The sequence below is a fragment of the Paenibacillus sp. FSL R7-0312 genome (assembly GCF_038004445.1).
Lineage (GTDB): Bacteria > Bacillota > Bacilli > Paenibacillales > Paenibacillaceae > Paenibacillus_AQ.
The window spans coordinates 406,776-431,096 of the sequence record NZ_JBBORE010000001.1 but is presented as its reverse complement, the minus strand read 5'-3'; the positions used below and the strand labels follow the sequence as shown (position 1 = coordinate 431,096).

The window sequence follows — 24,321 nt, the reverse complement described above, 5'->3', positions numbered from 1 at the left end:
TTTTTGCATTTTATCTGTATCCTTCAGCATCCGCCGGTTTACCGGCATCTACGACCTCGACCATATAACGCCAGCAATCCGGCTGCGAGCCGTCGAGGTCTGTGTACCCGTAGACTTGCGCCAGCTCCCCGCTTGAAAGGGACCGTCCGTTCCATCTGGATAATTCGGGGTCTTGAGCAAGCGCAGCGACGGCCCGGCCTACATAACGTGGGGATTCCGAGATGATGAAGTGAGGCTCTTTGGCAGCAGCATCCCGCCAGTTATCTTCTTGTACCCCATAGTGTTCGAGCATCATTTCTGAACGAAGCCAGCCTGGCGTGAGCGCCACCGCTGTACAGCCATAGGGCTTAAGCTCCTGGGCAAGAGCCCAGGCCATACGGGTCACGGAGGTTTTGGCCTGATCATAGAACATCGATACCCGGTAATTTGTGGCATTATATTCAGCGATTCCATCCGTCATCTCAACAATCAGACCATTCTTATTCTTAATCAGAAGAGGGAGCGCGAAATGGCTTGTAATGAGGTGGGTGTCAATAGCGAGCCGTAACATCCGCAGACCCTTCTCTAGGGAATGCTCCCACAACGGGACATTCCATTCGATGATCTTCTCCGCGCCCCAGATATCATTCACGAGAATGTCGAGCCTGCCTTGCTCCTCTTCAATGCGATTCACCAATGTCTCTACCTGGACAGGATCCAGATGATCGACTTGAACCGGGATTCCATGACCGCCAGCCCTGGTGACGAGCTCAGCCGTTTCTTCTATGGTTTCAGGACGGTCATATTCGGAGCGTTGGGCTAGCGTTGATCTTCCTGTCACATATACCGTTGCGCCAGCTGCCCCTAGCTCGGTAGCAATCCCCCGGCCAGCTCCCCTGGTAGCTCCGGCTACTAAAGCAATTTTCCCTTGTAAACTCCTCATTCCGTGATTACCTCCTTTGTTGAATACAGCTTCATTATAGAGTATAGGAATGACATCTATTGTCATATATAGTTTAGTTTTCGTTGCTGCTGACAATGATATTACCGGCAATAACCTGGTTCAATAAAGAGGCTGTCCCCAACTAACATGGCCTGACGGCCACCCTCGTGAATGAAAATGTCTTGGCTTGTGAAGCTGTGTCTTCCATAATGGAAGGGAAGGTCACAGGCCGAGGCTTTTTTGAATTATTAGCTAGAATATATATGCATTTCATAATAAATGAATACACAACCAGATGAAATCGAAGGAGGAAGGATATTGTATAAGGTGCTGATTGTGGATGACGAAATTTTTGTGCGAAAAGGCTTGATTACGATCATGAATGAATGTTCGCTGGAATTTGAAATCTGCGGTGAAGCTGAGAATGGAGAGCAAGCGCTTGCTCTTATTGAAGAACTAACCCCGGAGCTGGTCATTGTGGATATACGCATGCCTGTGCTTGATGGTCTGGAGCTGATCCGGAAGGTGCAAACGGAAAAGGAGCATCAGCCGCTGTTCATTATATTAAGCGGATATCCTGATTTCTCGTATGCTCAGCAAGCTTTAAGCTACAATGTTTCAGAGTATATCCTCAAGCCGGTTGATGAGCAGGAGCTTGCTGCTGCTTTGAAAAAGATAGCCCATACCCTGAATCAGAAGCAGCTTTTATCAATAACGAGAGAGAAGCCGCTTGTCGAAACTGTCATCGAGAGCTTACTGCAGACGGAACCTGATGATGAGGTTATGGGGAGGATTGCCTATGCCCTGGAGCTTCCGCTCGCCTCTTCCTATACGTATGTCATCGCAGAAATGCAGGACAAGCTTCCTCATGGCGAAAAGGACTATATGCCCGCATTGAAGGCATCGCTGCAGCGTTATTTTCATAAAGAGCTACAGACCTTGCTCATTCATGTACGTGCGAATAATCAATATGGGATCATTGTACCTGAACTCTGGATGTATGAGCGGAATGTGCCTGACCAGAGGAACTATGTCAACATGCTGGATGCGCTGGAGAGAGAGCTTGAAACGACCCTTGCTTTGTTTATAGGCCATAAAGCAAGTCAGCTGAAGCAGATCGATGTGTCCGCCTCCAGTGCCGAGAAATGCCTGAATTACCGTTTTGTCGCTGGCTTCCAAGGCATCTTTATGGCAGGTGAGCTGCTAGAGCAGCCCTTATATTATTTTGATATTGAAGAAGGACTGCACAGCAAGCTCATTTATGAGGTCGAAGCCAACAGCAAACAAGGCTATAGCTCCGTTGTTAATACTATTTTCAACGTGTTTCAGGAACGTTATTTTGCTCCCGGGGCGGTTTCGAACACCATCAGGCGAAGCATGATTTCCATTATTAACATTATCCGGCAGCTCGAAGGGGACGAGAACGATCTCTATTGGACGGACGAACTGCTCAACTGGCAGGTGAAATACCGCAATCTGAATCAGCTGAAGCAGGTTTTCCTGCATTTTGTGGGGGAGGCCGCTGAATATATTACCGAGAAACGCAGCGGTAAGAGCGAAGGCAATATTGAAAAAATCAAAAAATATATTGATGGGCATTACAGAGAAAACATCTATTTGAAAGGGATTGCTGCCGATTTCGATATGAATCCGATCTACCTCGGACAGCTGTTCCGTAAAACTTACGGTACGTATTTCAACGAATATCTGTTATCGCTGCGTATCGAAGAGGCCAAGCGGCTGCTGCGGCAAACGAAGAAACGCATGTACGAAATCGCTGAGCAGGTCGGCTTCCAGAACGCTGATTACTTTGCCACCCAGTTTGAAAAGCTGGAGAATATGACGCCAACCGATTATCGCAATAGGATGATCGGGCAGTAAATAAGGAGGCTCTCTTCTGTGTTCAACATTCGCCTGCATCATATGAAGCTTCGAAGCAAGCTGATCGTAATCTACATTGTATGCGTGTTCATCCCAATTATATTGACCAATGTGATGTTCTACCAGGTAACCACCGTGAATATCAAGAATCAGAAGACAGCGGACGCAGAACAGGCAATGACCCTTTTACAAGCTGAACTTAGGACGGTTATTGAGGATGCGGCAGGCATATCCTACCTCTATTCTATAGACAGGCAGCTCCTCCAGCATTTAAACACCACCTATGTGTCTAATGACCGTTATGTGGAGTCGCTGAATGCTATATCGAATCTGTTCAATCGTACCGACACGGAGAATAAAATAATCAGCTCCTCCGTTATTATGACCGACAATCCCACCGTGCTTGCCTCGGGAAATATCATAAGACTTGAAGCTGAAATGCGGAATAAGGACTGGTATAACCAGATCAATAACACACATCCGCATCTCTTTGTAACACCGGAGAGCATCAGCGTGATTCAAAGACTCACCGAAAGCCGGTTCGATACCTATGAGCATGTGCTTAAAATCGATCTGAATATGAATCATATTAAACAAATTCTGGATTTGTCCAGCTTTAGCGGCGACTTCTACATTCTGGACCCCTCCGGTCAAGCGCGCTTCGGACGTCTCTCGAGCGGACAGCCGAGCGAGCTGATCACTCAAGGACGGACTATATCTCTGGATGAGATTCCCAGGCCAAATAAAGCAATCGTAATCGGCAAGACCTATCAAAACAACCGTTATTTGGTTGGATGGTCGGTATACGGGGTTTTGGATGAAGAGATCATTTTGTCTGATGTCAGACAATCGGGGCAATTTATCCTTTGGTTTGCGGGGATAAACTTCATTGTGCCTACCATCGTTATCCTAATCATCTCCCGCTCGATCCATACACGCATAAAGAGCATTCTGAAGCACATGAAGTCGGTAAAGGGCAATAATTTCGAGTTGATTCCGTATCACCGGGAACGGGATGAGGTCGGTGAGCTTGCCGTGGAGTTTAACCGGATGAGCATACGGATCGAGAACCTGATCAATGATGTATATGTAGCGGAAATACAGAAGAAAGAACTGGAGCTGCGTCAGCGTCAGGCACAGCTGCATGCGCTTCACAGTCAGATTAACCCACACTTTTTGTTCAATGCACTGGAGACGATCCGAATGCGGAGCCTGATGAAGGGCGAGACCCAAACGGCCCGGACGATTCAGAATATGGCGAAGATCTTCCGCAAATCGATCCAGTGGAAGAGCAGCTTCGTGACCATCCGTGAGGAGCTTGAGCTAATCGAGAGCTTCCTGGAGATTCAGAAATACCGTTTTGACAGCAAGCTCGACTATCACATCGAGGTGGATCAATCCTTGCTGGACATTGAAATACCGAAGATGGCTTTTCTTCCATTTGTGGAGAACGCAAGTATTCATGGCATTGAAAATATAGCAGGCATCGGATATATCAACATTCAGATCGCACAGGAGAACGGTCAACTCGTCTTCGTTATCGTGGATAATGGCAAGGGGATGGATCAGGAGAAGATTATTGAGCTTCATCATTATTTTGAGGCGGAGTCAGCCATGGGTGATTCGATCGGCATGAAAAATGTCATTACACGACTGAGAATTTACTATGGTGAATCGTTCAATTTCACCATCGAGAGCGAGTCTGGAGGAGGAACACGTGTCCTGCTGCGGCTACCTTTCGACAAAATATAAGTTTTGTTTCTTTATTATTCAAAGACTGATCTAAGGTTTGCCATATAACGAAATTAAGCGCTTTCTTTTATAATGAAAATGTTTACAAGACAAATCACCATAAAGGGGGATTATGCAATGCGTACAAAGAAATGGTTGCAAACCGGACTGGCTGTTGTTATGGCTTCCGCACTCCTTGTAGTTGGCTGCTCAAACGGCAACTCAGGGGAAAAGAACAGCGCGTCCGGCGGAGAAAACAGCGAAGTCAGCACAGAACCGGTAACATTCACTTACTTCGGCTTCGGGGCCAACAAGGATACCATGGCCAGTGATACCACCATCGGTAAGAAGCTTCAGGAACAGACAGGTGTAGACTGGAAAATGGAATACGTAGTTGGCGATGGAAGCACCAAGTCCGGTGTTATGATTGCCGGAGGCGACTATCCTGATGTCATCTCTCCGGTCGGCGAGCTGGCCAAGCTGCTCGATGCCGGTGCATACATTCCGCTTAATGATCTGATTGAGAAGTATGGCCCTAACATCAAGCGTGTCTACGGCGACTACATGAACAAGATCACCAATGAAGACGGCAACATCTATATCCTTCCCTTCACTGCAAATGTAAACGGATACTTGTCACCCCCGGATCCTAGCAGCACCTTCTGGATGCAGAGACGCGTCCTTAAGGAATTCGGTTACCCGGAAGTGAAAACGCTTGACCAATACTTTGACCTGATTGAGAAATACCAAGCTAAGTACCCTAAGGTTGATGGTAAAGACACCATCGGCTTCGTTACCTTCGCCGGTACAGCCGGTGAATTCTTCACCATCACCAACCAGCCAATGCATCTGGCCGGTTATCCGAATGAAGGCGGCGTCCTGGTGGACATGGAGTCTCATGAAGCCAAGCTGTATCAGGGAACCGAAGATGAGAAGCGCTGGCTGGCCAAATTGAACGAAATGAACGGCAAGGGTCTGGTTGACCCTGAGACGTTCACAGCGAACAAAGACCAGTATCTGGCGAAGCTGACCTCCGGCCGTGTACTCGGATATGTCAACTATTCCTGGCAGATCAACGACGCCACTAACAACCTGAGATCCGCCGGTAATGACGACCTGCGTTATGTTGCCCTTCCTATCGTATTTGACGAAGGCATTAAAGACGCTTATGTTGATCCTCCGTCCTTCGTGAACAACCGCGGGCTGGGCATCTCTGTCAGCGCGAAGGATCCGGTCCGCATCATCAAGTATTTTGACAACCTGCTGACCGATGAGAACCAGAAGCTTGTAGAGTGGGGCGTTGAAGGCGAAACTTACACTAAGAACGCTGAAGGCCGTATGGTGATGAGCGAAGAACAGCTGACAAACCGCAACGACAATGATTTCAAACGTAAATTCGGCTTCGCTTATTTCGATTATGAATGGCCGCGTTATGGCGACAACTCCGTGTATGATGACGGCAACGCCCACGTTCCGTTCAACCAGCCGGAAGTTGCAGCTATCAACTACACAGATGGCGACAAAACACTGCTGAAGGCATATAACCTACAGACCTTCTCCGACTTCTATGCCAAGCCGGTAGAACGTCCATGGTACCCTGCCTGGAGTATTGAGAAAGAACCGGGCTCCCCTGAGCAGCTATTCAGCCAGAGAGCCGGCGATTTACAGCAGAAGTACTATCCTCGCATGGTGCTTGCTGCCTCTGGCCAATTTGAAAAGGTCTGGAATGAATACCTGGCCGAATACAACAAGCTCGATGCTAAGGGCTACGAAGAATTCATGACTAACAAGATCAAGGACCGCATCGACGGCAAATGGTAAGCGTCCGCTTCCCAGCTGCAGCATGATGAACCGGGAAAAGTGAAGCAGCGCCTTCACTTTTCCCTTCTACACTTGTTAGCAAAGAGAGAATATAGAGCTTGGAAAGGGGACGGTACTGGTGGGAAAAACCGCTGTGCAGTTGGCGAAATCAAATACTGGCACTTCGCGCTTCAAAACCTTTTTTAAAGAGTTGTCTAAACAGAAAATGCTTATGCTGATGTCATTGCCCTTCCTAATCTGGGTGATCATCTTCAAATACCTCCCGCTATGGGGATGGACGATTGCTTTTCAGAAATTCAAACCGGCCAAGGATCTGTTCGACCAGAAGTGGGTCGGCTGGGATAATTTCAAGTTCCTGTTCCAGGAACAGCAGTTCTACCGTGTGCTCCGCAATACGCTCGTCATGAGCTCGATTAACCTGGTTCTCGGATTTGTAACAGCCATCGTACTGGCCCTGCTGCTGAATGAGCTGCGCAATGTATTCTTCAAACGCACCGTGCAGACGATCAGTTACCTGCCTTACTTCATTTCCTGGGTCGTAGCGGCCAATATTGTACAAATGGCACTGGCACCGGAAGGGATCATCAATGTGCTGCTGGTCAAAATGCAGCTTATTGATCATCCGGTTCTGTGGCTGGGCCAAGGCAAGTACTTCTGGGGAATTCTCGGAGCAACAGAGGTCTGGAAGAATGTCGGCTGGAACACCATTATTTATCTGGCGGCCATCACTTCTATCGACCCGTCTCAATATGAAGCGGCCGAGATTGACGGGGCTTCCCGTCTGCAAAGAATGTTCTACATTACGCTTCCAGGCATCAAACCGGTAATTGTGCTGATACTAATTATGAATCTGGGCCATATTCTGGAGTCCGGGTTCGAGGCACAGTATCTGCTGGGCAACGGTATGAATTTGGACTACTCGGAGAATCTGGATATTTTCGTACTGAAGTACGGGATGCAGATGAATAACTTCGGGCTTGCCACCGCAGCGGGTATGTTCAAAACGCTGGTTAGCTTCATCTTCTTGATCGCAGCCAATAATATCGCCAAGCGTATGGGCGAAAGCAGATTGTACTAGAAAGGAGGACACAAGTAATGGCTAAATCCAAAACCAATTCATACCGGAATTCTTCGTTGGGTGACCGAATCTTTGATATCTGCAATACGGTCTTCATGATTCTCTTGGTGATTGTTACCCTCTATCCGTTCCTGAATATGTTTGCTCTATCGTTCAATGAAGCGAATGACTCCGTCCGTGGGGATATCTATATCTGGCCGCGGGAATGGACGCTGCGAAACTTTGAGTATGTATTCAGTGAATCCAACATTTTCTATTCGACTTTCATCTCCGCAGCACGGACGATTGTCGGAACTGTGGTCTCCGTATTCTGTACAGCGATGCTTGCCTATACTGTCAGCCGTCCGGAATATAAGCTGAAGAAGTTTGTGTCCGTCACTTTTATTTTCACCATGTACTTCAGCGGCGGTCTGATCCCGGGCTACCTGCTGATCAAAGAGCTGAATATGCTTAATACCTTCTGGGTCTATATTATCCCGGGTATCATCGGCGTATTTAATATGATTGTCATCCGTTCCTTCATCGAGGCACTGCCTGAGGGGTTGATGGAATCGGCCAAAATCGACGGCGCCGGAGACTTCATTACGTTCTCGCGTATTGTACTCCCGCTGACGGTTCCGGCTCTGGCTACTGTCTCCTTGTTCGTAGCGGTCTATCAGTGGAACTCCTGGTTCGACGTCTTCCTATACAACTCCTCCACGCCAAGCCTGAGTACTCTGCAATACGAGCTGATGAAGATGCTGTCAACATCCAACACCGCGATGTCCAGTTCCTCGGCAGCCGATGCCTTTGCGAACGCGCAGGGCAACAAAGCGACCGTTACACCGACCTCTATCCGTGCTACGATGACCATTGTCGCCAGTGTGCCGATTATCATCGTCTATCCGTTCCTGCAGAAGTATTTCGTCAAAGGGATGGTTGTCGGTGGTGTGAAAGGCTAAGGTGCAAGCTAAAAGACTACCAACAGGGCCAGCCCTCACGTAGTAAAATAGAGTCATTATAAACAAGCGATCTTCGAGCGGCAGCCAGCCTCTTCTTGAAGATCGCTTGTTTGCTTATAGGGGCTTAACTTTCTAAGGAGATAGTCTTGGGAATCAACGCTTACATCATCCTGATCAAGGATAAAGTTCATTACATATTGTCTGATTCGGGCGGCCGATTCCCGGTCTCCAACCAATTTCCGGACCATTTTGTACGTTCTCACAAGGTCAGGGAAGTCGGTAAATGTGAAATGTGAGGAATCTTTAATTTGAATCCATATCCGTTTATTCGTTGAATGGGCAAATGGATCCTGACTCAGATGTCGATCTGAGGCCTCATTCCTACGGGACCGAGGTCAAGAGAATGATCTGAAGAGGATAAATCGATAGGCGCAGCTATTATCAATGTTATTGTTAGTACTGGTATTAAAAGAATCTGCCGGCAGAAGAATGGTGGTTACATCCACTTTCGTATTCCTATTGCTATTGACGGCATCCCCCGCCGGTATATATATTGAAATTAATATATTCCCGTGGTGTAACGGGTTGACAGACTGCAGAGGAGAACAGAAATGAGCCCGACCCAAGTATGGATCCCCATCGTGTTTTATTGGTTGCCGATGCTCTTCTTCTTCTACATGGGGGTGGACGTGCTGCTGCGCAACCCCAAGAAGATTGAACATCGTCTGGTTAGCGCAACGATCCTGTGCTACTTCCTGCTGTTCCTGGAGGAGTATATCCGGTATATGCTGCCGATTGAATATAGTCCTGTGCTGGCTGCGTTCTGGTTCGCCAATGCGGGCATCTTCATTCCCGGGCTCGGCTTTCACCTCGTTGCCCGGTTGATTGGCTTGCATAAGCGGCTGCCGCGGCCCTGGTACCCATACCTGTTTCATGTACTGGTGCTGGCTATTCCGGCTGGCCTGATCAGTCATCAATCGTATACCTCTGTCCAGGTGTTCGTTACCGCAGGAGTCTGGAAATGGCCGGTGGCCAACGCGGCTTATTACGGTACCTTGACGGCAAGCCTGCTGCTTAGCTTCATCCCCATCGTGATGTTGCGCAGCGCACGCAAATGGAGCGCGGCGGATCCGGCTTACCAGGAGCATGGAGGCATCTTCAAGCTGCTGGAGCACGGCTCCTGGGTTACGTTCGTCTGGGTAGCACTGTTCGGCTATATCCGCTTCGAGGAATTCATGCCGCCCTATGCCTATATTTACGGAGGACTGATCTGGTGCTTCGTGCTGCGTCTATCCATGCAGAAATACGAGTTCCTCAATCATGCGGGACAACGCTACGAGAAGATGTTTCAGATCAACTCCCAGGCAGCACTGCTCGTCTCGCTGCCCGGCAGCATCAAGGAAGCGAATTCGAGTGCCGGTAAGATGTTCGACCGGCTGGCTCTCGGGACGGCCAATCTTACCGATCTGGGCGGTGCGGATATCGTAGCCAAGCTGAGGGAGCAAGAGGATATCGGCGAGATGGAAAGGGTGCTGCGTAACGGAGACAGTATGATCGAGGTCATGATTAATGGTGATTACGTGTCGGTGGATCATGAAATCCATGCTGTTCTGCTTATTCGTGACATCGGGGCGCGCAATCAGCATTTGCGTCAAATCGCGTTCATGGCCTATCATGATCCGCTTACAGAGCTGCCGAACCGCAGGCATTTCTATGATGAGCTGGAGAAGGCTCTTACGGAAGCGGACCGTAACGGTGACGAGCTGGCGATTATGCTGATTGATCTCGACGGGTTCAAGCAAGTTAACGACCGGTACGGCCATGCGGCTGGGGATCTTGTGTTATGCCGGGTGGCCGTCATTATCCGTGAGCTGGCCCAGCCATCCGGACTGGCTGCCCGCTTCGGCGGCGACGAATTCGTGCTATTCTGCCCCTTGGGACACGATGGCCTTACTGCCGCGGAACTGGAACGCCGGCTGCAGGTAGCCTCCGAACAGGCTGTACTGGATTACGGGGGCGAGCAGCTGAAGATTGATATGAGCATCGGCATCAGTCTGTACCCGCGAGACGGCAGGACATCGGACGATCTGCTGCGGCAGGCCGACAAACGGATGTATGAGGTGAAGCGAAGAAGTCCAGGAGCTCCCACTGACAGAGACGATATGGCAAGTGAGACATTGCTGTAAGCTTGTACACAACTGAATAGAACCAGCAATAAAAACCCTTCTGGCGAAGGGTTTTTATATCGTTTATACTGAATAAACCAATTTACTTCATAGGAGCTGTGCCCAGAACATGATAAAGAAAGAAGCCGCACATATACGTAAGCAATTTAAGATGGACCATGATCAGCTGCATCTGTTCGATATTCTGAACGTGTATATTATGAAGGAAACCAATGAGATCTATCATTGTGAGCGCCAGCCGTTCGCTATGCTGGACCGCGAGAAGCAGGAGCTGTACATGGGCAATTTCCGGAAGCTGCTGACCGGAGAGCTGGATCATAAATTGTTCGAGCTGAAGTTCCTGGAGGAAGCCGAGGAACCGTCCCAGGTCATGCTTCACCAGGGTCTGGTGACGGGTGATCCGGAGGAATGGCAGGATCTGATGCTGATGCTCGTGGACAAAATGCTGGTGGATGTCAAGTATGAGAAAGATGCGGTAATCACATTTGTCCGCGGACAATACTTCCGGCCGACCAAGGCACGGAATGACGAAGCCGAAGAGACCGGTAAGGATGAGATGTTCTCACATCCGTTCATTCTATGCAGTGTGAACTCTACGGAGCAGCAGCGCAAAACCCTTCTGTTCGATTACGTGGAGCGGGAGTTCAAATACAACGTGATGGTCGATCCGATCATCAAGCTAAGTACGCCGGAGCAAGGGTTCTTCTACCCGAGTGTGACGGACAACTATTCCGATGTAAATCGTGTTCTGTATTGTACGGGGAGCTCGAATAATCCGAACCCGCATTTCATCGAACAGGTGCTCAATGCGGAACGGTCCGTGACAGCCATGGAAGAGAGATCCATCTTCGAGGATATTGTGAAGGAAATAACGGGCGAACAACTCGACGTGGCGACCATTGCGCAGGTATACGAGGAGATTCACCAGGTCATCGAAGACCACGAGGATGAGGAAGAACCGCCGAAGCTCGATTACCGGGATGTGGAGCGTGTCCTGAAGGCGAGCGGTGTAGAGGAAGTGACAATGGACAAGGTAGAGCGTGCATTTGAAACCATCGTCGACAACAAGCATTATGAGATGAAGGCAACGAGTGTGATACCGAAATTCACATCCAAATCGATCAAGATTGATACGAAGGTAGCTTCGATTACGGTCAGCCCACAGGATCTGAAGTATGTGAGACAGGTGAATTATCAGGGGAAACGCTGCATCATGATTGAGATTGATGAAGATGCCGTAATTGAAGGCTTCACGCTGCTTACGGAGATATGATAATAATCTTGGGTGTGCAGATAGACTTATCATAGAAAATATAGATAGAAAAGTAATGGGTTATCCCCGAAGTCTCTACAGACAGGGGATAGCCCTTGTTGCATTTGTAAGAATAGTTACTAATAAATGCGGAATCCAAGCTTTGGCAGCAGATATTTGATGGGTCCCGTCGCCCTTAAGGTTATAAGCTCAGCACCTTGGGCGGCAGCATCCTGGGCTGCAGCAATGATTGCAGCGGTAGCAACGCCTCTTCTTCGGAACGCGCTAGACACTGCAACAAACTCCAGGGAGAAGATTCCATTATGATTCATAAGGGAGGATACGCCAGCCAGTATTCCTTGATCATATATATTGAAGCATGCAAGAATACCTTCCTGACACACAGGGTAATGAAACTCGGGATGGATAATCGGATAACCTTGGTGAATGACAAAATTATTCAATAGCGCCCATAGCTTGAAATCCTCAGCACTGCTAACCTTCTTGATGCTAATACCTTCGGCTATGTCTGGATAATCAGGCATGTCGGCAACCAGCAGAGCCATCCCTGCCTCATCCTCATTAGGCTCTGACAATGGCTCTGGTCTATGTGCGCCTTCCCCAAAGTACTGAAGCAATCGCTCAGAGGGATACATCCCCCAGAAGGTATGCTCCTTGTGGTCTTGGATCTCCTGAACAACGCGAAGCGCTTCGGATTCTGGCAGCTGATCGATTTGAATATTATAAATGGACGTTCCGCCATGCTGTCCCTTTATAGGACGTATGATCGTGTAATGTGGAAGCTGCGCTGTCTCCATGTGTTCAGATTTTCCTAGAATATCCAGATAAAAAGTAGCGCTTTCTTCGATATGCCTTCTTATAGTTTGGTGATCCATATTCATCGCCCATTTCATATTTTTTTGTAATGTATACGCTATCATTTTGCTTGATTATACGGAATACGGATGAGAAGTACTGTAATAAATGTCAGCGGACTTTAAATTAAACAGGCCTATTCTGTTCAGTGGACAGAGTAGGTTTTTTGTATTGTCTCATGATAATGCAAGGGCGAAAGATATATTAATATCACTTTTTGATATATTTTTTTGTCTAAATGATTAACTTTTTTGCGAAAAATGTCGATAAACTAGGATGTAAACAATTTAACGCTGTAATGGAGAACATCGCGTAAGCGCCATCAATAATATAGGAATGGTCATTCGACAAGGAGGAAAGCTATGTTAAAAAAGATAGGGAAAATAGGAATGGCTTTGATGCTGGTAATTGGGCTGCTGCCGGTGATGTCACTCCGGGCTTATGCTGCCATACCTTCATTCACTGAAAAGGCAGACTTTGTTATTGAGCCTCCGTTAGCGAACACCACGAACAAGAGTGTAACTGATGCTGAGGGTCTTCCGAACGGGAATACGGCAGTAATTCTAAGCACATTTAATTATGTAGGGAATTCGTATGTTTATACTCATTTTTTGAAGGTTTATGATAACACAGGAGCGCTGATTACGGATATTAATCTGAGCAGCTTAATGGATACCTATTACAAAATGACAGATGTGAGTATGCTTGCGCTAAGTGACGGAAATCTGTTGATCACGTACAACAAAAGCGACAGCAGCAGTAACAATCTGCAATTAGGAACCGTTATCGAGAGCACTCCCAATACCTATTTCATGGTGATTAACGAGTCGGGACAGAAGGTGACTAGTCAGACTCAGATTAATACATTTTCTGCCGCCAGCAATCCCGCACTCACGCGTTTTGTAACGATCGCGGAGTTGTCTGACGGCAATATAGCTTTTTCGTGGCAAAGAAATGACAATGTCAGCACGGTTACGCGTGTATTCAGTGCTACGGGCACACCTGTTTCAAGCGAAACACTTCTAGTGAACTATAATGCAAGCATGTCTTATGTATCCGCTGGAGACGGCGTGTATATGGTTGCATACAACTCTGGAGCGTCAGCCGATAACATCTATCTGAAGCTCTTCACTAACAGCGGTGCGCTGTTAAAGACCATTGACTTGGGAGCAAGAACAGGCGAGAAACAGCTGTTTCTGTCTACGCTGGGCAACGGGAATTTCATGTTTAGTCAATATGACTGGAGAACCGGGAACTCCGAGGTCTCCTTATATGACAACGAGGGTACAAGCCAAGGCGGATTTACAGTAAGCGGCTATCTGGGCGAAACCTCAGCTGCTGTTTACAGGAATGGTGCCATGCCGGGCTTTGTAACCATAAGCACGGACCCCACCTCCAATGCTGCAATCAACGATGCGTACAATATCGGTACAGAATGGTCAGGAACCCAGTATGCTTACCTGAATTATTATGACTATGACGGTTACCTGGTCTCAGCACCCAATCAGCCTGTGGATTCCGCTCCGGTGGTCTTTGAGGGCTACAATGAAGCGACCTGGATGTTCGATGTGGAATATTATCCGAAATTCTCTGTATATCCCGCCTTCGGCGATAAAGTTGTCTTCATCAAAACAGATAATACCGATGCCAGCCATTACAGGATTAACGGGAAGCTGTTTGATACCGGACCGGCTCAGGGCAATCATGTATTTACGGTCACTAATACGAATGACAGCGGTGCGGGTTCGCTGCGCTGGGCATTAGAGCAGGCGGGTGCTGTCAGTGGCGGGCAGGTTGATTTCGATCCTTCGCTTGCGGGCCAGACGATTACGCTTCAGTCGAATCTGACAGGCTGGAACGATCAGGACTGGAAAGGTACGACCATCGGCGACGCTTCAACCGGCGGCTTCAAGCTTACAGGTATACAGGATGCCACGGGTCAACCGGCCATAACGATTAACGGCAATGGATACCGGGGCATTCTGGCCACCGGTTCGGGGATATTCGAAATGTCGGATGTTCGCCTGACTGGCTTTGATATTACCGACAGCAGTGGTATGTATGATGCTTTCGGCTCCGCGCTGGCGGTCGGCGGCAACTACTACAGCAGTATTCAACTGAATAACATAGTTTTTGACGCTAACACAATGACGTATAAGCAGACCGGATCGATCGCATCTCTAGCCGCGCTTGCTGCTCCGTACGAAGTTGATCTTGACCGGATAGTGTTCAAGGACAATGTGCTCACAGCCACCAGTACGACTGAAGTAATTCAGGGAGCTGCGCTATACTACAATGGTTACATGGATGGCGTAATCAGCAATTCTCTGTTTGCTAATAACAGCTCGAACAGCAATTCTACAAATGATGCTTACGGATCGGCCATCGGTGTAATGTTAGATCCGCATCTGAAGATCTGGAATAATACATTCTATAACAATCATGCGAATAATACAGGGACAGGGGCATCTTATGGTCCGGCAATGTATGCTGTGTCCAGTTCTCCCGGCTCCAGCTCACTGGATATCTACAATAATGTGCTGATTGGGAATAAGCAGGAGGCGGCTCCGGCAGGCACTTTGGAGGAATTGTTCTACAATTATAATAACGATACTCTTGTTGAGAGCGGAAATAATGTCATTTCCGGCGATCCGTTTGTGGATGCAGCGGGCGGCAATTTCCTTCTGAAGGGCTCCGCAGTATCGGCAATTAATCAAGGGGATAACACGAAAACAGCTGGAGCCCTGGATTTGGCAGGAGTGGCGCGTATTTACGGGGGGACGGTAGATATCGGAGCATATGAGTATGTTCCCGGACCTGCAGTCCCGGTTGCACTGCAATCGGTGGTTGCTGACGGCGTATCCGGAACAACAACCTCTACGAAGATTGATCTGACCTTCGATACCGCGATTGCCGGACTTACGGCAGATGATATCACGATTACGGATGGCACAGGCTCCGCATTAAAAGGGACTTTGAGCGGCGCAGGCACCCATTGGAGCATAGCGCTGACTTCTGTAACACAAGAAGGTACCGTATCTGTAGCGGTAATTGCACCTAACGGTTACACAATCAGCGGTTCGCCGATGGAGGCGACCGTATCGCTGTTCACGGCATCGCCGGAAGCGACGCCATCAGCCGTCATTGACTATGCGGCAGAGCAGCTGATGGATCTGACGCCGAACGGTTCGTACACGATAAACGGTACACTGGCGGTAACGGCGACAGCCGACGGTAAGCTGGCTATAGATAGCAGCTGGCTCGGAACATCGCTGAGTATTCTGAAGAAAGGCAACGGTTCGACAACTATAGACAGTGCGGCGCAGACAGTAAATATTCCTAATCGTCCGGCGGCACCTACTGGTGTGGCGGCAACGGATGAGACAGCGATCAGTGCGAATAACGGCACGCTGACAAACGTGACTATCGCGATGGAGTACAAGAAAGGCGCGACAGGCGCCTGGACGAATGTACTCACGACAAGCGTGACGGAACTGATTCCGGACACGTATTATGTCCGGACGAAGGCAACCTCGATGGCGTTTGCCTCAGAAGCACAGAGTGTAACGGTTGTGGCGTTTGTGCCAACAACGGAAGCGACCCCGGTCGCAGAAATTGACTATGTGGCAGAGCAGCTGACGGATCTGACGGCAAACGGCGAGTACACGATAAACGGTACGCAGACGGTAACGGCGACAGCCGATGGTAAGCTGGCTATAGATAGCAGCTGGCTCGGAACATCGCTGAGTATTGTGAAGAAGGGCAACGCATCGACGACTATAGACAGTGCGGTGCAGACACTGAGCCTTCCTGTTCGTCCGGAGGCACCGACTAGTGTGACAGCGACGGATGAAACAGCGATCAGTGCGAATAACGGCACGCTGACAAACGTGACTATCGCGATGGAGTACAAGAAAGGCGCGACAGGCGCCTGGACGAATGTACTCACGACAAGCGTGACGGAACTGATTCCGGACACGTATTATGTCCGGACGAAAGCGACCTCGATGGCGTTTGCCTCAGAAGCACAGAGTGTAACGGTTGTGGCGTTTGTGCCAACATCGGAAGCGACCCCGGTCGCAGAAATTGACTATGTGGCAGAGCAGCTGACGGATCTGACGGCAAACGGCGAGTACACGATAAACGGTACGCAGACGGTAACGGCGACAGCCGATGGTAAGCTGGCTATAGATAGCAGCTGGCTCGGAACATCGCTGAGTATTGTGAAGAAGGGCAACGCATCGACGACTATAGACAGTGCGGTGCAGACACTGAGCCTTCCTGTTCGTCCGGAGGCACCGACTAGTGTGACAGCGACGGATGAAACAGCGATCAGTGCGAATAACGGCACGCTGACAAACGTGACTATCGCGATGGAGTACAAGAAAGGCGCGACAGGCGCCTGGACGAATGTACTCACGACAAGCGTGACGGAACTGATTCCGGACACGTATTATGTCCGGACGAAAGCGACGGCGACAGCGTTTGCTTCGGAAACACACAGCGTGACGGTGAAAGTGTTTGTGCCAACGCCTGAAGCAACTCCGGCAGCCGTCATTGACTACTCAGCTGAGCAACTGATGGACCTAACGCCGAATGGTTCGTACACGGTGAACGGTATGTTATCGGTAACGGCGACAGCTGGCGGTAAGCTGGCGATCGAGAGCAGCTGGCTCGGAACATCACTGAGCATCGTGAAGAAGGGCAACGCATCGACGACTATAGACAGTGCGGTGCAGACACTGAGCCTTCCTGTTCGTCCGGAGGCACCGACTAGTGTGACAGCGACGGATGAAACAGCGATCAGTGCGAATAACGGGACACTGACAAACGTGACTACCGCGATGGAGTACAAGAATGGCGCGACAGGCGCCTGGACGAATGTAGCAGGCACAACCGTAACAGGGCTTATCCCGGACACGTATTATGTCCGGACGAAGGCAACCTCGATGGCGTTTGCCTCAGAAGCACAGAGTGTAACGGTTGTGGCGTTTGTGCCAACAACGGAAGCGACCCCGGTCGCAGAAATTGACTATGTGGCAGAGCAGCTGACGGATCTGACGGCAAACGGTTCGTACACGATAAACGGTACGCAGACGGTAACGGCGACAGCCGATGGTAAGCTGGCTATAGATAGCAGCTGGCTCGGAACATCGCTGAGTATTGTGAAGAAAGGCAACGGTTCGACAACTATAGACAGTGCGGCGCAGACAGTAAATATTCCTAGTCGTCCGGCGGCACCGACTAGTGTGACAGCGACGGATGAAGCAGCGATCAGTGCGAATAACGGCACGCTGACAAACGTGACTACCGCGATGGAGTACAAGAATGGCGCGACAGGCGCCTGGACGAATGTACTCACGACAAGCGTGACGGAACTGATTCCGGACACGTATTATGTCCGGACGAAGGCAACCTCGATGGCGTTTGCCTCAGAAGCACAGAGTGTAACGGTTGTGGCGTTTGTGCCAACATCGGAAGCGACCCCGGTCGCAGAAATTGACTATGTGGCAGAGCAGCTGACGGATCTGACGGCAAACGGCGCGTACACGATAAACGGTACGCAGACGGTAACGGCGACAGCCGATGGTAAGCTGGCGATCGATAGTAGCTGGATCGGAACATCACTGAGCATCGTGAAGAAGGGCAACGCATCGACGACTATAGACAGTGCGGTGCAGACGATAAGCCTTCCTGCTCGTCCGGTGGCGCCTACTGATGTAGCCACTACGGATGAAACGGCGTTAAATGCTAACGATGGTACATTGACGAACGTAACAACCGAAATGGAATATAGGAAGGGGACTGCGGGTGCCTGGACAGATGTAGCAGGCACAACCGTAACAGGGCTTATCCCGGACACGTATTATGTCCGGACGAAGGCAACCTCGATGGCGTTTGCCTCAGAAGCACAGAGTGTAACGGTTGTGGCGTTTGTGCCAACAACGGAAGCGACCCCGGTCGCAGAAATTGACTATGCGGCAGAGCAGCTGATGGATCTGACGCCGAACGGTTCGTACACGATAAACGGTACGCAGACGGTAACGGCGACAGCCGATGGTAAGCTGGCGATCGATAGTAGCTGGATCGGAACATCACTGAGCATCGTGAAGAAGGGCAACGCATCGACGACTATAGACAGTGCGGTGCAGACGCTGAGCCTTCCTGCACGTCCGGTGGCGCCTACTGATGTAGCCGCTACGGATGAAACGGCGTTAAATGCTAACGATGGTACATTGACGAACGAAACAACCGAAATGGAATATAGGAAGGGGACTGCGGGTGCCTGGACAGATGTAGCAGGCACAACCGTAACAGGGCTTATCCCGGACACGTATTATGTCCGCATGAAAGCAACGGCAGCGGCATTCACCTCGGCTTCGGTGCAACTGACGGTATTGTCGTTCACGGCAACGCCTGAAGCGACTCCGGCAGCGGACATTGAATATGCGGCTGAGCAACTGACCGGTCTGACACCGAACGCTTCATACACAGTGAACGGTATACCAATAACAGCGGCAGCGGATGGTAATTTAGCCATCGATAAGAGCTGGCTGGGATCGTTACTGAGTATCGTGAAGAAAGGTAACACCTCGACGACTACAGACAGTGTGGCGCAGACATTGAGTCTTCCAGCCCGTCCGGCAGCACCGGTTGGTGTCAGTGTTACAGATGTAACGTATAACGGGGCGAATGACGGTATTCTGCAGAATCTGACAGTACAAATGGAGTACAAGATAGGCAGTACAGGCCTTTGGTCAGAAGTTACAGACACAATCATTACTGGCCTTGCACCAGACACGTATTATGTACGGGAGAAGGCAACGGCAACAGCATTCGCTTCTAATATTGCTCAGGTTACCGTTCATGACTCGGATGCAGTCATCCCGGCTGCACCTGAAGTGGCAGCGGATGACCAGAACAATACCATTGTTGGTCTGGATACCAGTATGGAATTCTCAGTGGACGACGACGGAACTTTCGTACGCTACGACGGAACCAACCTGCCGGACCTCAGCGGTGAACACACCGTTAAGGTAAGGGTTGCGGCCAGCGGATCGGTTCCGGCGGGGCCGGCAACTACGCTAACCTTTACAACTAATGAGCTTATCCCTGCGGGGGGCTTGACCGTGAGCGCCAGCGATCCAAGTGGTACGGGGAATAACGGATATACGCAGATCAGCGTTACACCGGAGCCAGCTCCAGGACATAAGCTGCTGTACAAGAATTTTGGCACTGGCAGCGTTGTTGCACCTAATGCGGGGGAAATCCTGACGGGATACACCCTTATAGGAATCAATGGGCTGATTCCAGCGGCTAATGGCGATAGGATCGGGATAGCAGAAGTAGATGCTGACGGTAAGGTAGTGAAGTACGGCAGCACAACAGCTGCTGTGGTGGCTGAGGTTGTTGCACCGGAACCCGATCCGGTTAGCCCGGGAAGCGGAAGCAACCCGAATAGCGGAACTCCTACCGGGAACACGGCGGGCAATGTTACCGATGTGATCGTCCTTGTTAACGGCAAGGAAGAGAACGCAGGCAAAGCAACAACAACGACCTCCGGAAACTTGAGAACAACTACAATTGCCGTAGACCCCGCTAGACTCCAAGCCAAGCTGGATGCGGAAGGTAATGGAGCTGTAGTTACCATTCCGATGATGCTGGATTCGAATATTATCGTTGGCGAGTTGGACGGCCAGATGATCAAGAACATGGAGAATGTATCGGCTACCCTGGTGCTTCAGACAACCAAAGGTACGTATACTTTGCCGGCATCCGAGATCAACATTGGTGCGTTGGCCGAGAGACTAGGAAACGGGATTAAGCTGGAGGACATTACGCTGAAGATTACGATTGGCGGGACCCCGGCATCCATGAACCAGGTAGTGACAGCTGCTGCAGGCAGAGGGAGCTTTACCCTTGTTGCACCGTCTCTGGATTTCACCGTTACCGCAACTTACGGTACATCGACAGTGGAAGTGAGCCGGTTCAATGCTTACGTGGAGCGGACAGTAGCTCTTCCGGATGGTATTGACCCTAACCGGATTACGACGGGAATCGTGGTTGACCTGGATGGAACAGTACGTCATGTACCAACCAGACTCGTCCAGAAGGACGGCAAATATTACGCAGAGATTAACAGTCTGACGAACAGCACGTATTCTGTGGTCTGGCATCCGCTGACTTTTGCGGATGTAGACAATCACTGGGCGAAGAACGCAGTGAACGATATGGGATCGCGTCTGGTCATTAACGGTGTGAATGAAACGACCTTCAACCCGAATGCAGATATCACCCGTGCAGAGTTCGCAGCGATTATCATACGCGGCCTGGGATTGAAGCTTGGGGAAGGAACATCGGCGTTTGCAGATGTTGCAGCGGATAGCTGGTATGCAGCGGCGGTGGAAACAGCATCCGGATACGGGCTGATCACCGGATTCGAAGATGGAACCTTCCGTCCGGAAGCCCGGATCACACGTGAGCAGGCCATGAGTATTATCGCCAAGGCGATGAAGCTGACAGGCCTGGCAGACCAGACTGGTACAGTGGATACAGCAAGTGTACTTGCAGCCTTTACAGATGCAGGCAGCATAGGCGCCTGGGCCGGGGATAGCCTGGCACTTGCTGCTAAGGCGGGCTTAATCACCGGCCGTGGGGACAGCAAGCTGGAGGCGAAAGCTAATGTTACCCGCGCGGAAGTGGCAGTGCTGATTCAGCGGCTGCTGCAGAAGTCGGATTTAATTGATTAATTAGGTTAATTAAGGAGAAGCGAATTCAGACGTAGAGCTGAATTCGCTTTTTTATTGTTTAGAAAATTATACAATTTCCAGAAATATGGAGATGAAGTTAATTGATATTGATTATCAATATCAATTATGTTAATATAATTTTGTTCACTAGCGAACAAAATAAAACAGTCTATAGCTGACACTGAACTTGGTCTGCAACTATTACAAGAGAGGGGAGATAGCGAAATTGGAGTTTCAAAATAATTTTAAGGGTCATCTTTACGAGCAATATATTAGAATGCTGCATCTAAATGAGTTGTATACAGAACAAGAATTTAACTCGTTTCGGCAACAGGCCAGAAAATACCAGATTGATATGCTCTCTAACAATATTACGAGTGTACACGTGATTGATTGCATTGGTGACAATGAACCGATAAATCACACCGGGATTGTGGAGAAGATGGGGTTGTCCAAAGCTGGCATTAATAAAATTTGTTCAAAGCTGCTGGAAATGGGCTTCATTATGAGAAGTCAACTGAACAACAATCGTAAGGAGATTTACTTTAGTTTAACGGATAAGGGAAGACACGTTTATGATTTGCATAAAGAGCTCCACAAAGAAAAAGAAGAAAGGTTCTACCAATTCATTGAATCCTATACAGAGGCTGAACTGCAGACTATTGGCAAATTCATGAGCGATTTGGTGGCGCGTGCCGAAGAATACTCCGAAGGGAAGTTTACGATAGATGACGACATTGAAGATTGAGGAATTAAGATCCAAGATTGAAGGGAAAGAAATTTTAAAAGGGCTCTCACTGGAGATTCAGGGCGGAGAGATTCATGCGATTATGGGGCCCAACGGGACGGGGAAAAGTACGTTAGCTTCAGCTTTAATGGGCCATCCCAAATATGAGGTTACTGGCGGCAAGGTGACACTAGACAATGAAGATCTTTTGGAGATGGAGGTGGATGAGCGTGCCCGGGCAGGCTTGTTCCTCGCTATGCAATACCCAAGTGAAATTGCCGGTGTAACCAATTCGGATTTTCTCAGAAGTGCCATCAATTCACGGCGTGAAGAAGGAGAAGAAATATCCTTAATCCGTTTCATCCGTGAAATGGAGAGCAAAATGAAGGGGCTGGAGATGAACCCGGAATTTGTACATCGTTATTTAAATGAGGGTTTCTCCGGCGGTGAAAAAAAGCGGAATGAGATTTTGCAAATGATGCTGCTTGAACCCAAGTTTGTGATCCTGGATGAAGTGGACTCCGGGCTTGATATTGATGCACTGCGTATTGTGGCCAATGGTGTAAATGAGATGCGCAGCGCGGATAGAGGCTTTTTAATCATCACCCATTATCAACGATTGCTGAATTATATTACCCCGGATTTTGTGCATGTCATGATGAAGGGCCGGATCGTTAAATCTGGCGGTCCGGAGCTTGCCAACCGTTTAGAGGCAGAAGGGTACGATTGGGTAAAAGAAGAGCTTGGGATTACCGATGAGGCAGTAGGCGAGGAAGTTTAAGGGCCGGAGAGGAGGAATAGCAAATGGCTATACAAGCAAGAAATTCAATGAATGTGGACAATTTACGCGCCTTGTCAAACGGTAAGGATGAACCCCGTTGGCTGCTTGAACGCCGGATTCAGGCACTCGGGCTGGCAGGGACGCTGGAGCTGCCAAGCGTGGAGAAAATCAAACTCGAAAAATGGGATATCCACGAAAGTGGAGATTACAAAGCTGAGAATGCGTGGTCAGGTTTGGAAGATGCGCCAGAGATTGTTCGAGGTTTGGTGGCTTCTCCAGTGAAAGGCGGACTAATCGTTCAGTTCAATTCGGATGTAGTGTATACGGAATTGTCCGGGAGCTTAGCCGCCCAGGGAGTAATTTTAACAGACCTGCATACTGCGGCAAAAGAGCATGAGGAGTTGGTTCAACGTTATCTCTTTCATGCAGTGAAGCCGGAAGAGCACAGATTGTCCGCTGTGCACAGTGCCTTATGGAGTGGTGGCGTTTTTCTATATGTCCCAGACGGTATAGAGGTAGAAGTTCCCATTCAAGCGATCTTTTATAGCGATACGAGCGGGGGGCGCTTTGCTCCTCACATCTTAATTGTGACTGGTAACAACAGCAAGATCAGCTATGTGGATCATTATATATCGAGCAGAGATGATATCAAGGTTTTGCATAACGGTGTGGTAGAGGTGTTTGCAGGGGCAGGCTCCAAGGTGCAGGTCGCTTCTGTTCATCAGCTTGCTGCAGCAACAACGGACTTCACCCAGCGGCGTGCGGTTGTGCTTGCGGATGGCGGTGTAGAATGGATTGTCGGCGAGATGAATAATGGCTATACCGCCAGTGATACCAAGACATTACTCCAAGGCAACGGGTCCATCTCTGACGCTAAGGTGATTGCGATAGGCTCTGGGGGGCAGAAATTGAGTTTTACTACGCAAGCCCAGCATTTTGGCAGAAGCTCGGTGAGCCAGATGATCACACGCGCAGTAATGCGTGAAGAAGCTACAGCCATTATCAACGGGATTACAAAAATTGAAAAAGGTGCGACCCATTGTGATGGTCAGCAAACAGAACGTGTACTGATGTTAAGTCCAAATGCGCGCGGCGATGCCAATCCGATCCTGCTGATAGATGAGGATGATGTAACCGCCGGTCATGCTGCATCCGTGGGGCAAGTCAATGCGGAACAAATCTATTATCTGATGTCGCGCGGGATCTCACGGAGTGAAGCCGAATATCTTGTTATTTTCGGATTCCTCGCTCCTGTCATTTCGGAGATCCCGCTGGAGGGAGTGCGTAGCCGTCTGCAGGATGTAGTGGAGAAAAAGCTTGGCAGATCATAGGGAATCAGGGGCCAATCAAAGTGAGTCGTATGAAGGTTAAAAGG

Annotated in this window: 13 protein-coding genes; 11 read left to right on the top strand and 2 right to left on the bottom strand. The window is 49.3% G+C overall.

The features are described 5' to 3' along the window. Positions 1-10 precede the first annotated feature (10 nt). Positions 11-922, bottom strand: a complete 912-nt coding sequence (locus tag MKX70_RS01845; protein ID WP_340839436.1) for an SDR family oxidoreductase — start codon at positions 920-922, stop codon at positions 11-13. A 327-nt stretch (positions 923-1,249) separates the two neighbouring features. On the opposite strand from MKX70_RS01845, the gene MKX70_RS01840 reads away from it, so the two are divergent. From MKX70_RS01840 to MKX70_RS01810, 7 genes are all read left to right on the top strand, one after another. Further along, positions 1,250-2,803: a response regulator transcription factor gene (locus MKX70_RS01840; protein ID WP_231637875.1), complete on the top strand. Its 1,554-nt coding sequence runs from the start codon at positions 1,250-1,252 to the stop codon at positions 2,801-2,803. A gap of 18 nt (positions 2,804-2,821) precedes the next feature. Then, on the top strand, positions 2,822-4,555 hold the full coding sequence (locus tag MKX70_RS01835) for a sensor histidine kinase (protein ID WP_340839435.1): 1,734 nt from the start codon (positions 2,822-2,824) through the stop codon (positions 4,553-4,555). A 117-nt stretch (positions 4,556-4,672) separates the two neighbouring features. Then, on the top strand, positions 4,673-6,355 hold the full coding sequence (locus MKX70_RS01830; protein ID WP_340839434.1) for an ABC transporter substrate-binding protein: 1,683 nt from the start codon (positions 4,673-4,675) through the stop codon (positions 6,353-6,355). A gap of 118 nt (positions 6,356-6,473) precedes the next feature. Further along, on the top strand, positions 6,474-7,433 hold the full coding sequence (locus tag MKX70_RS01825; RefSeq protein ID WP_340839433.1) for an ABC transporter permease: 960 nt from the start codon (positions 6,474-6,476) through the stop codon (positions 7,431-7,433). A gap of 17 nt (positions 7,434-7,450) precedes the next feature. Next, positions 7,451-8,374, top strand: a complete 924-nt coding sequence (locus tag MKX70_RS01820) for a carbohydrate ABC transporter permease (protein ID WP_340839432.1) — start codon at positions 7,451-7,453, stop codon at positions 8,372-8,374. A 611-nt stretch (positions 8,375-8,985) separates the two neighbouring features. Then, positions 8,986-10,560 carry a GGDEF domain-containing protein gene (locus MKX70_RS01815; RefSeq protein ID WP_042232563.1) on the top strand — a complete coding sequence of 525 codons (1,575 nt, stop codon included), beginning with the start codon at positions 8,986-8,988 and terminating at the stop codon, positions 10,558-10,560. A 109-nt stretch (positions 10,561-10,669) separates the two neighbouring features. After that, positions 10,670-11,833 carry a DUF4317 domain-containing protein gene (locus tag MKX70_RS01810; RefSeq protein ID WP_042232566.1) on the top strand — a complete coding sequence of 388 codons (1,164 nt, stop codon included), beginning with the start codon at positions 10,670-10,672 and terminating at the stop codon, positions 11,831-11,833. 119 nt (positions 11,834-11,952) lie between these two features. Here MKX70_RS01810 and MKX70_RS01805 read toward each other — a convergent pair whose 3' ends face one another. Continuing rightward, complete coding sequence (locus MKX70_RS01805) at positions 11,953-12,708, bottom strand: GNAT family N-acetyltransferase (RefSeq protein WP_197073033.1); 756 nt, start codon at positions 12,706-12,708, stop codon at positions 11,953-11,955. Positions 12,709-13,050: 342 nt separating this feature from the next. On the opposite strand from MKX70_RS01805, the gene MKX70_RS01800 reads away from it, so the two are divergent. From MKX70_RS01800 to sufD, 4 genes are all read left to right on the top strand, one after another. Next, entirely contained in the window at positions 13,051-21,438 is an 8,388-nt protein-coding gene (locus MKX70_RS01800; RefSeq protein WP_340839431.1) for an S-layer homology domain-containing protein, read from the top strand. Between the two features lie 226 nt (positions 21,439-21,664). Further along, the gene (locus MKX70_RS01795) at positions 21,665-22,186 is read left to right on the top strand and encodes a MarR family transcriptional regulator (RefSeq protein WP_042232571.1); all 522 of its coding nucleotides are present in this window, start codon (positions 21,665-21,667) and stop codon (positions 22,184-22,186) included. Then, positions 22,167-22,946 carry a Fe-S cluster assembly ATPase SufC gene (sufC, locus tag MKX70_RS01790; RefSeq protein WP_042232573.1) on the top strand — a complete coding sequence of 260 codons (780 nt, stop codon included), beginning with the start codon at positions 22,167-22,169 and terminating at the stop codon, positions 22,944-22,946. Before MKX70_RS01795 ends, sufC begins: the two co-directional genes overlap by 20 nt. A gap of 23 nt (positions 22,947-22,969) precedes the next feature. Next, entirely contained in the window at positions 22,970-24,277 is a 1,308-nt protein-coding gene (gene sufD, locus MKX70_RS01785) for a Fe-S cluster assembly protein SufD (RefSeq protein WP_340839430.1), read from the top strand. The last annotated feature ends 44 nt before the right edge of the window (positions 24,278-24,321 follow it).

Coding starts and splice junctions, on each gene's coding strand:
- MKX70_RS01810 (WP_042232566.1), top strand. CDS start 10,670: ATGATAAAGAAAGAAGCCGCACATATACGTAAGCAATTTAAGATGGAC.
- MKX70_RS01815 (WP_042232563.1), top strand. CDS start 8,986: ATGAGCCCGACCCAAGTATGGATCCCCATCGTGTTTTATTGGTTGCCG.
- MKX70_RS01845 (WP_340839436.1), bottom strand. CDS start 922: ATGAGGAGTTTACAAGGGAAAATTGCTTTAGTAGCCGGAGCTACCAGG.
- MKX70_RS01820 (WP_340839432.1), top strand. CDS start 7,451: ATGGCTAAATCCAAAACCAATTCATACCGGAATTCTTCGTTGGGTGAC.
- sufC (WP_042232573.1), top strand. CDS start 22,167: ATGACGACATTGAAGATTGAGGAATTAAGATCCAAGATTGAAGGGAAA.
- sufD (WP_340839430.1), top strand. CDS start 22,970: ATGGCTATACAAGCAAGAAATTCAATGAATGTGGACAATTTACGCGCC.
- MKX70_RS01800 (WP_340839431.1), top strand. CDS start 13,051: ATGTTAAAAAAGATAGGGAAAATAGGAATGGCTTTGATGCTGGTAATT.
- MKX70_RS01830 (WP_340839434.1), top strand. CDS start 4,673: ATGCGTACAAAGAAATGGTTGCAAACCGGACTGGCTGTTGTTATGGCT.
- MKX70_RS01805 (WP_197073033.1), bottom strand. CDS start 12,708: ATGGATCACCAAACTATAAGAAGGCATATCGAAGAAAGCGCTACTTTT.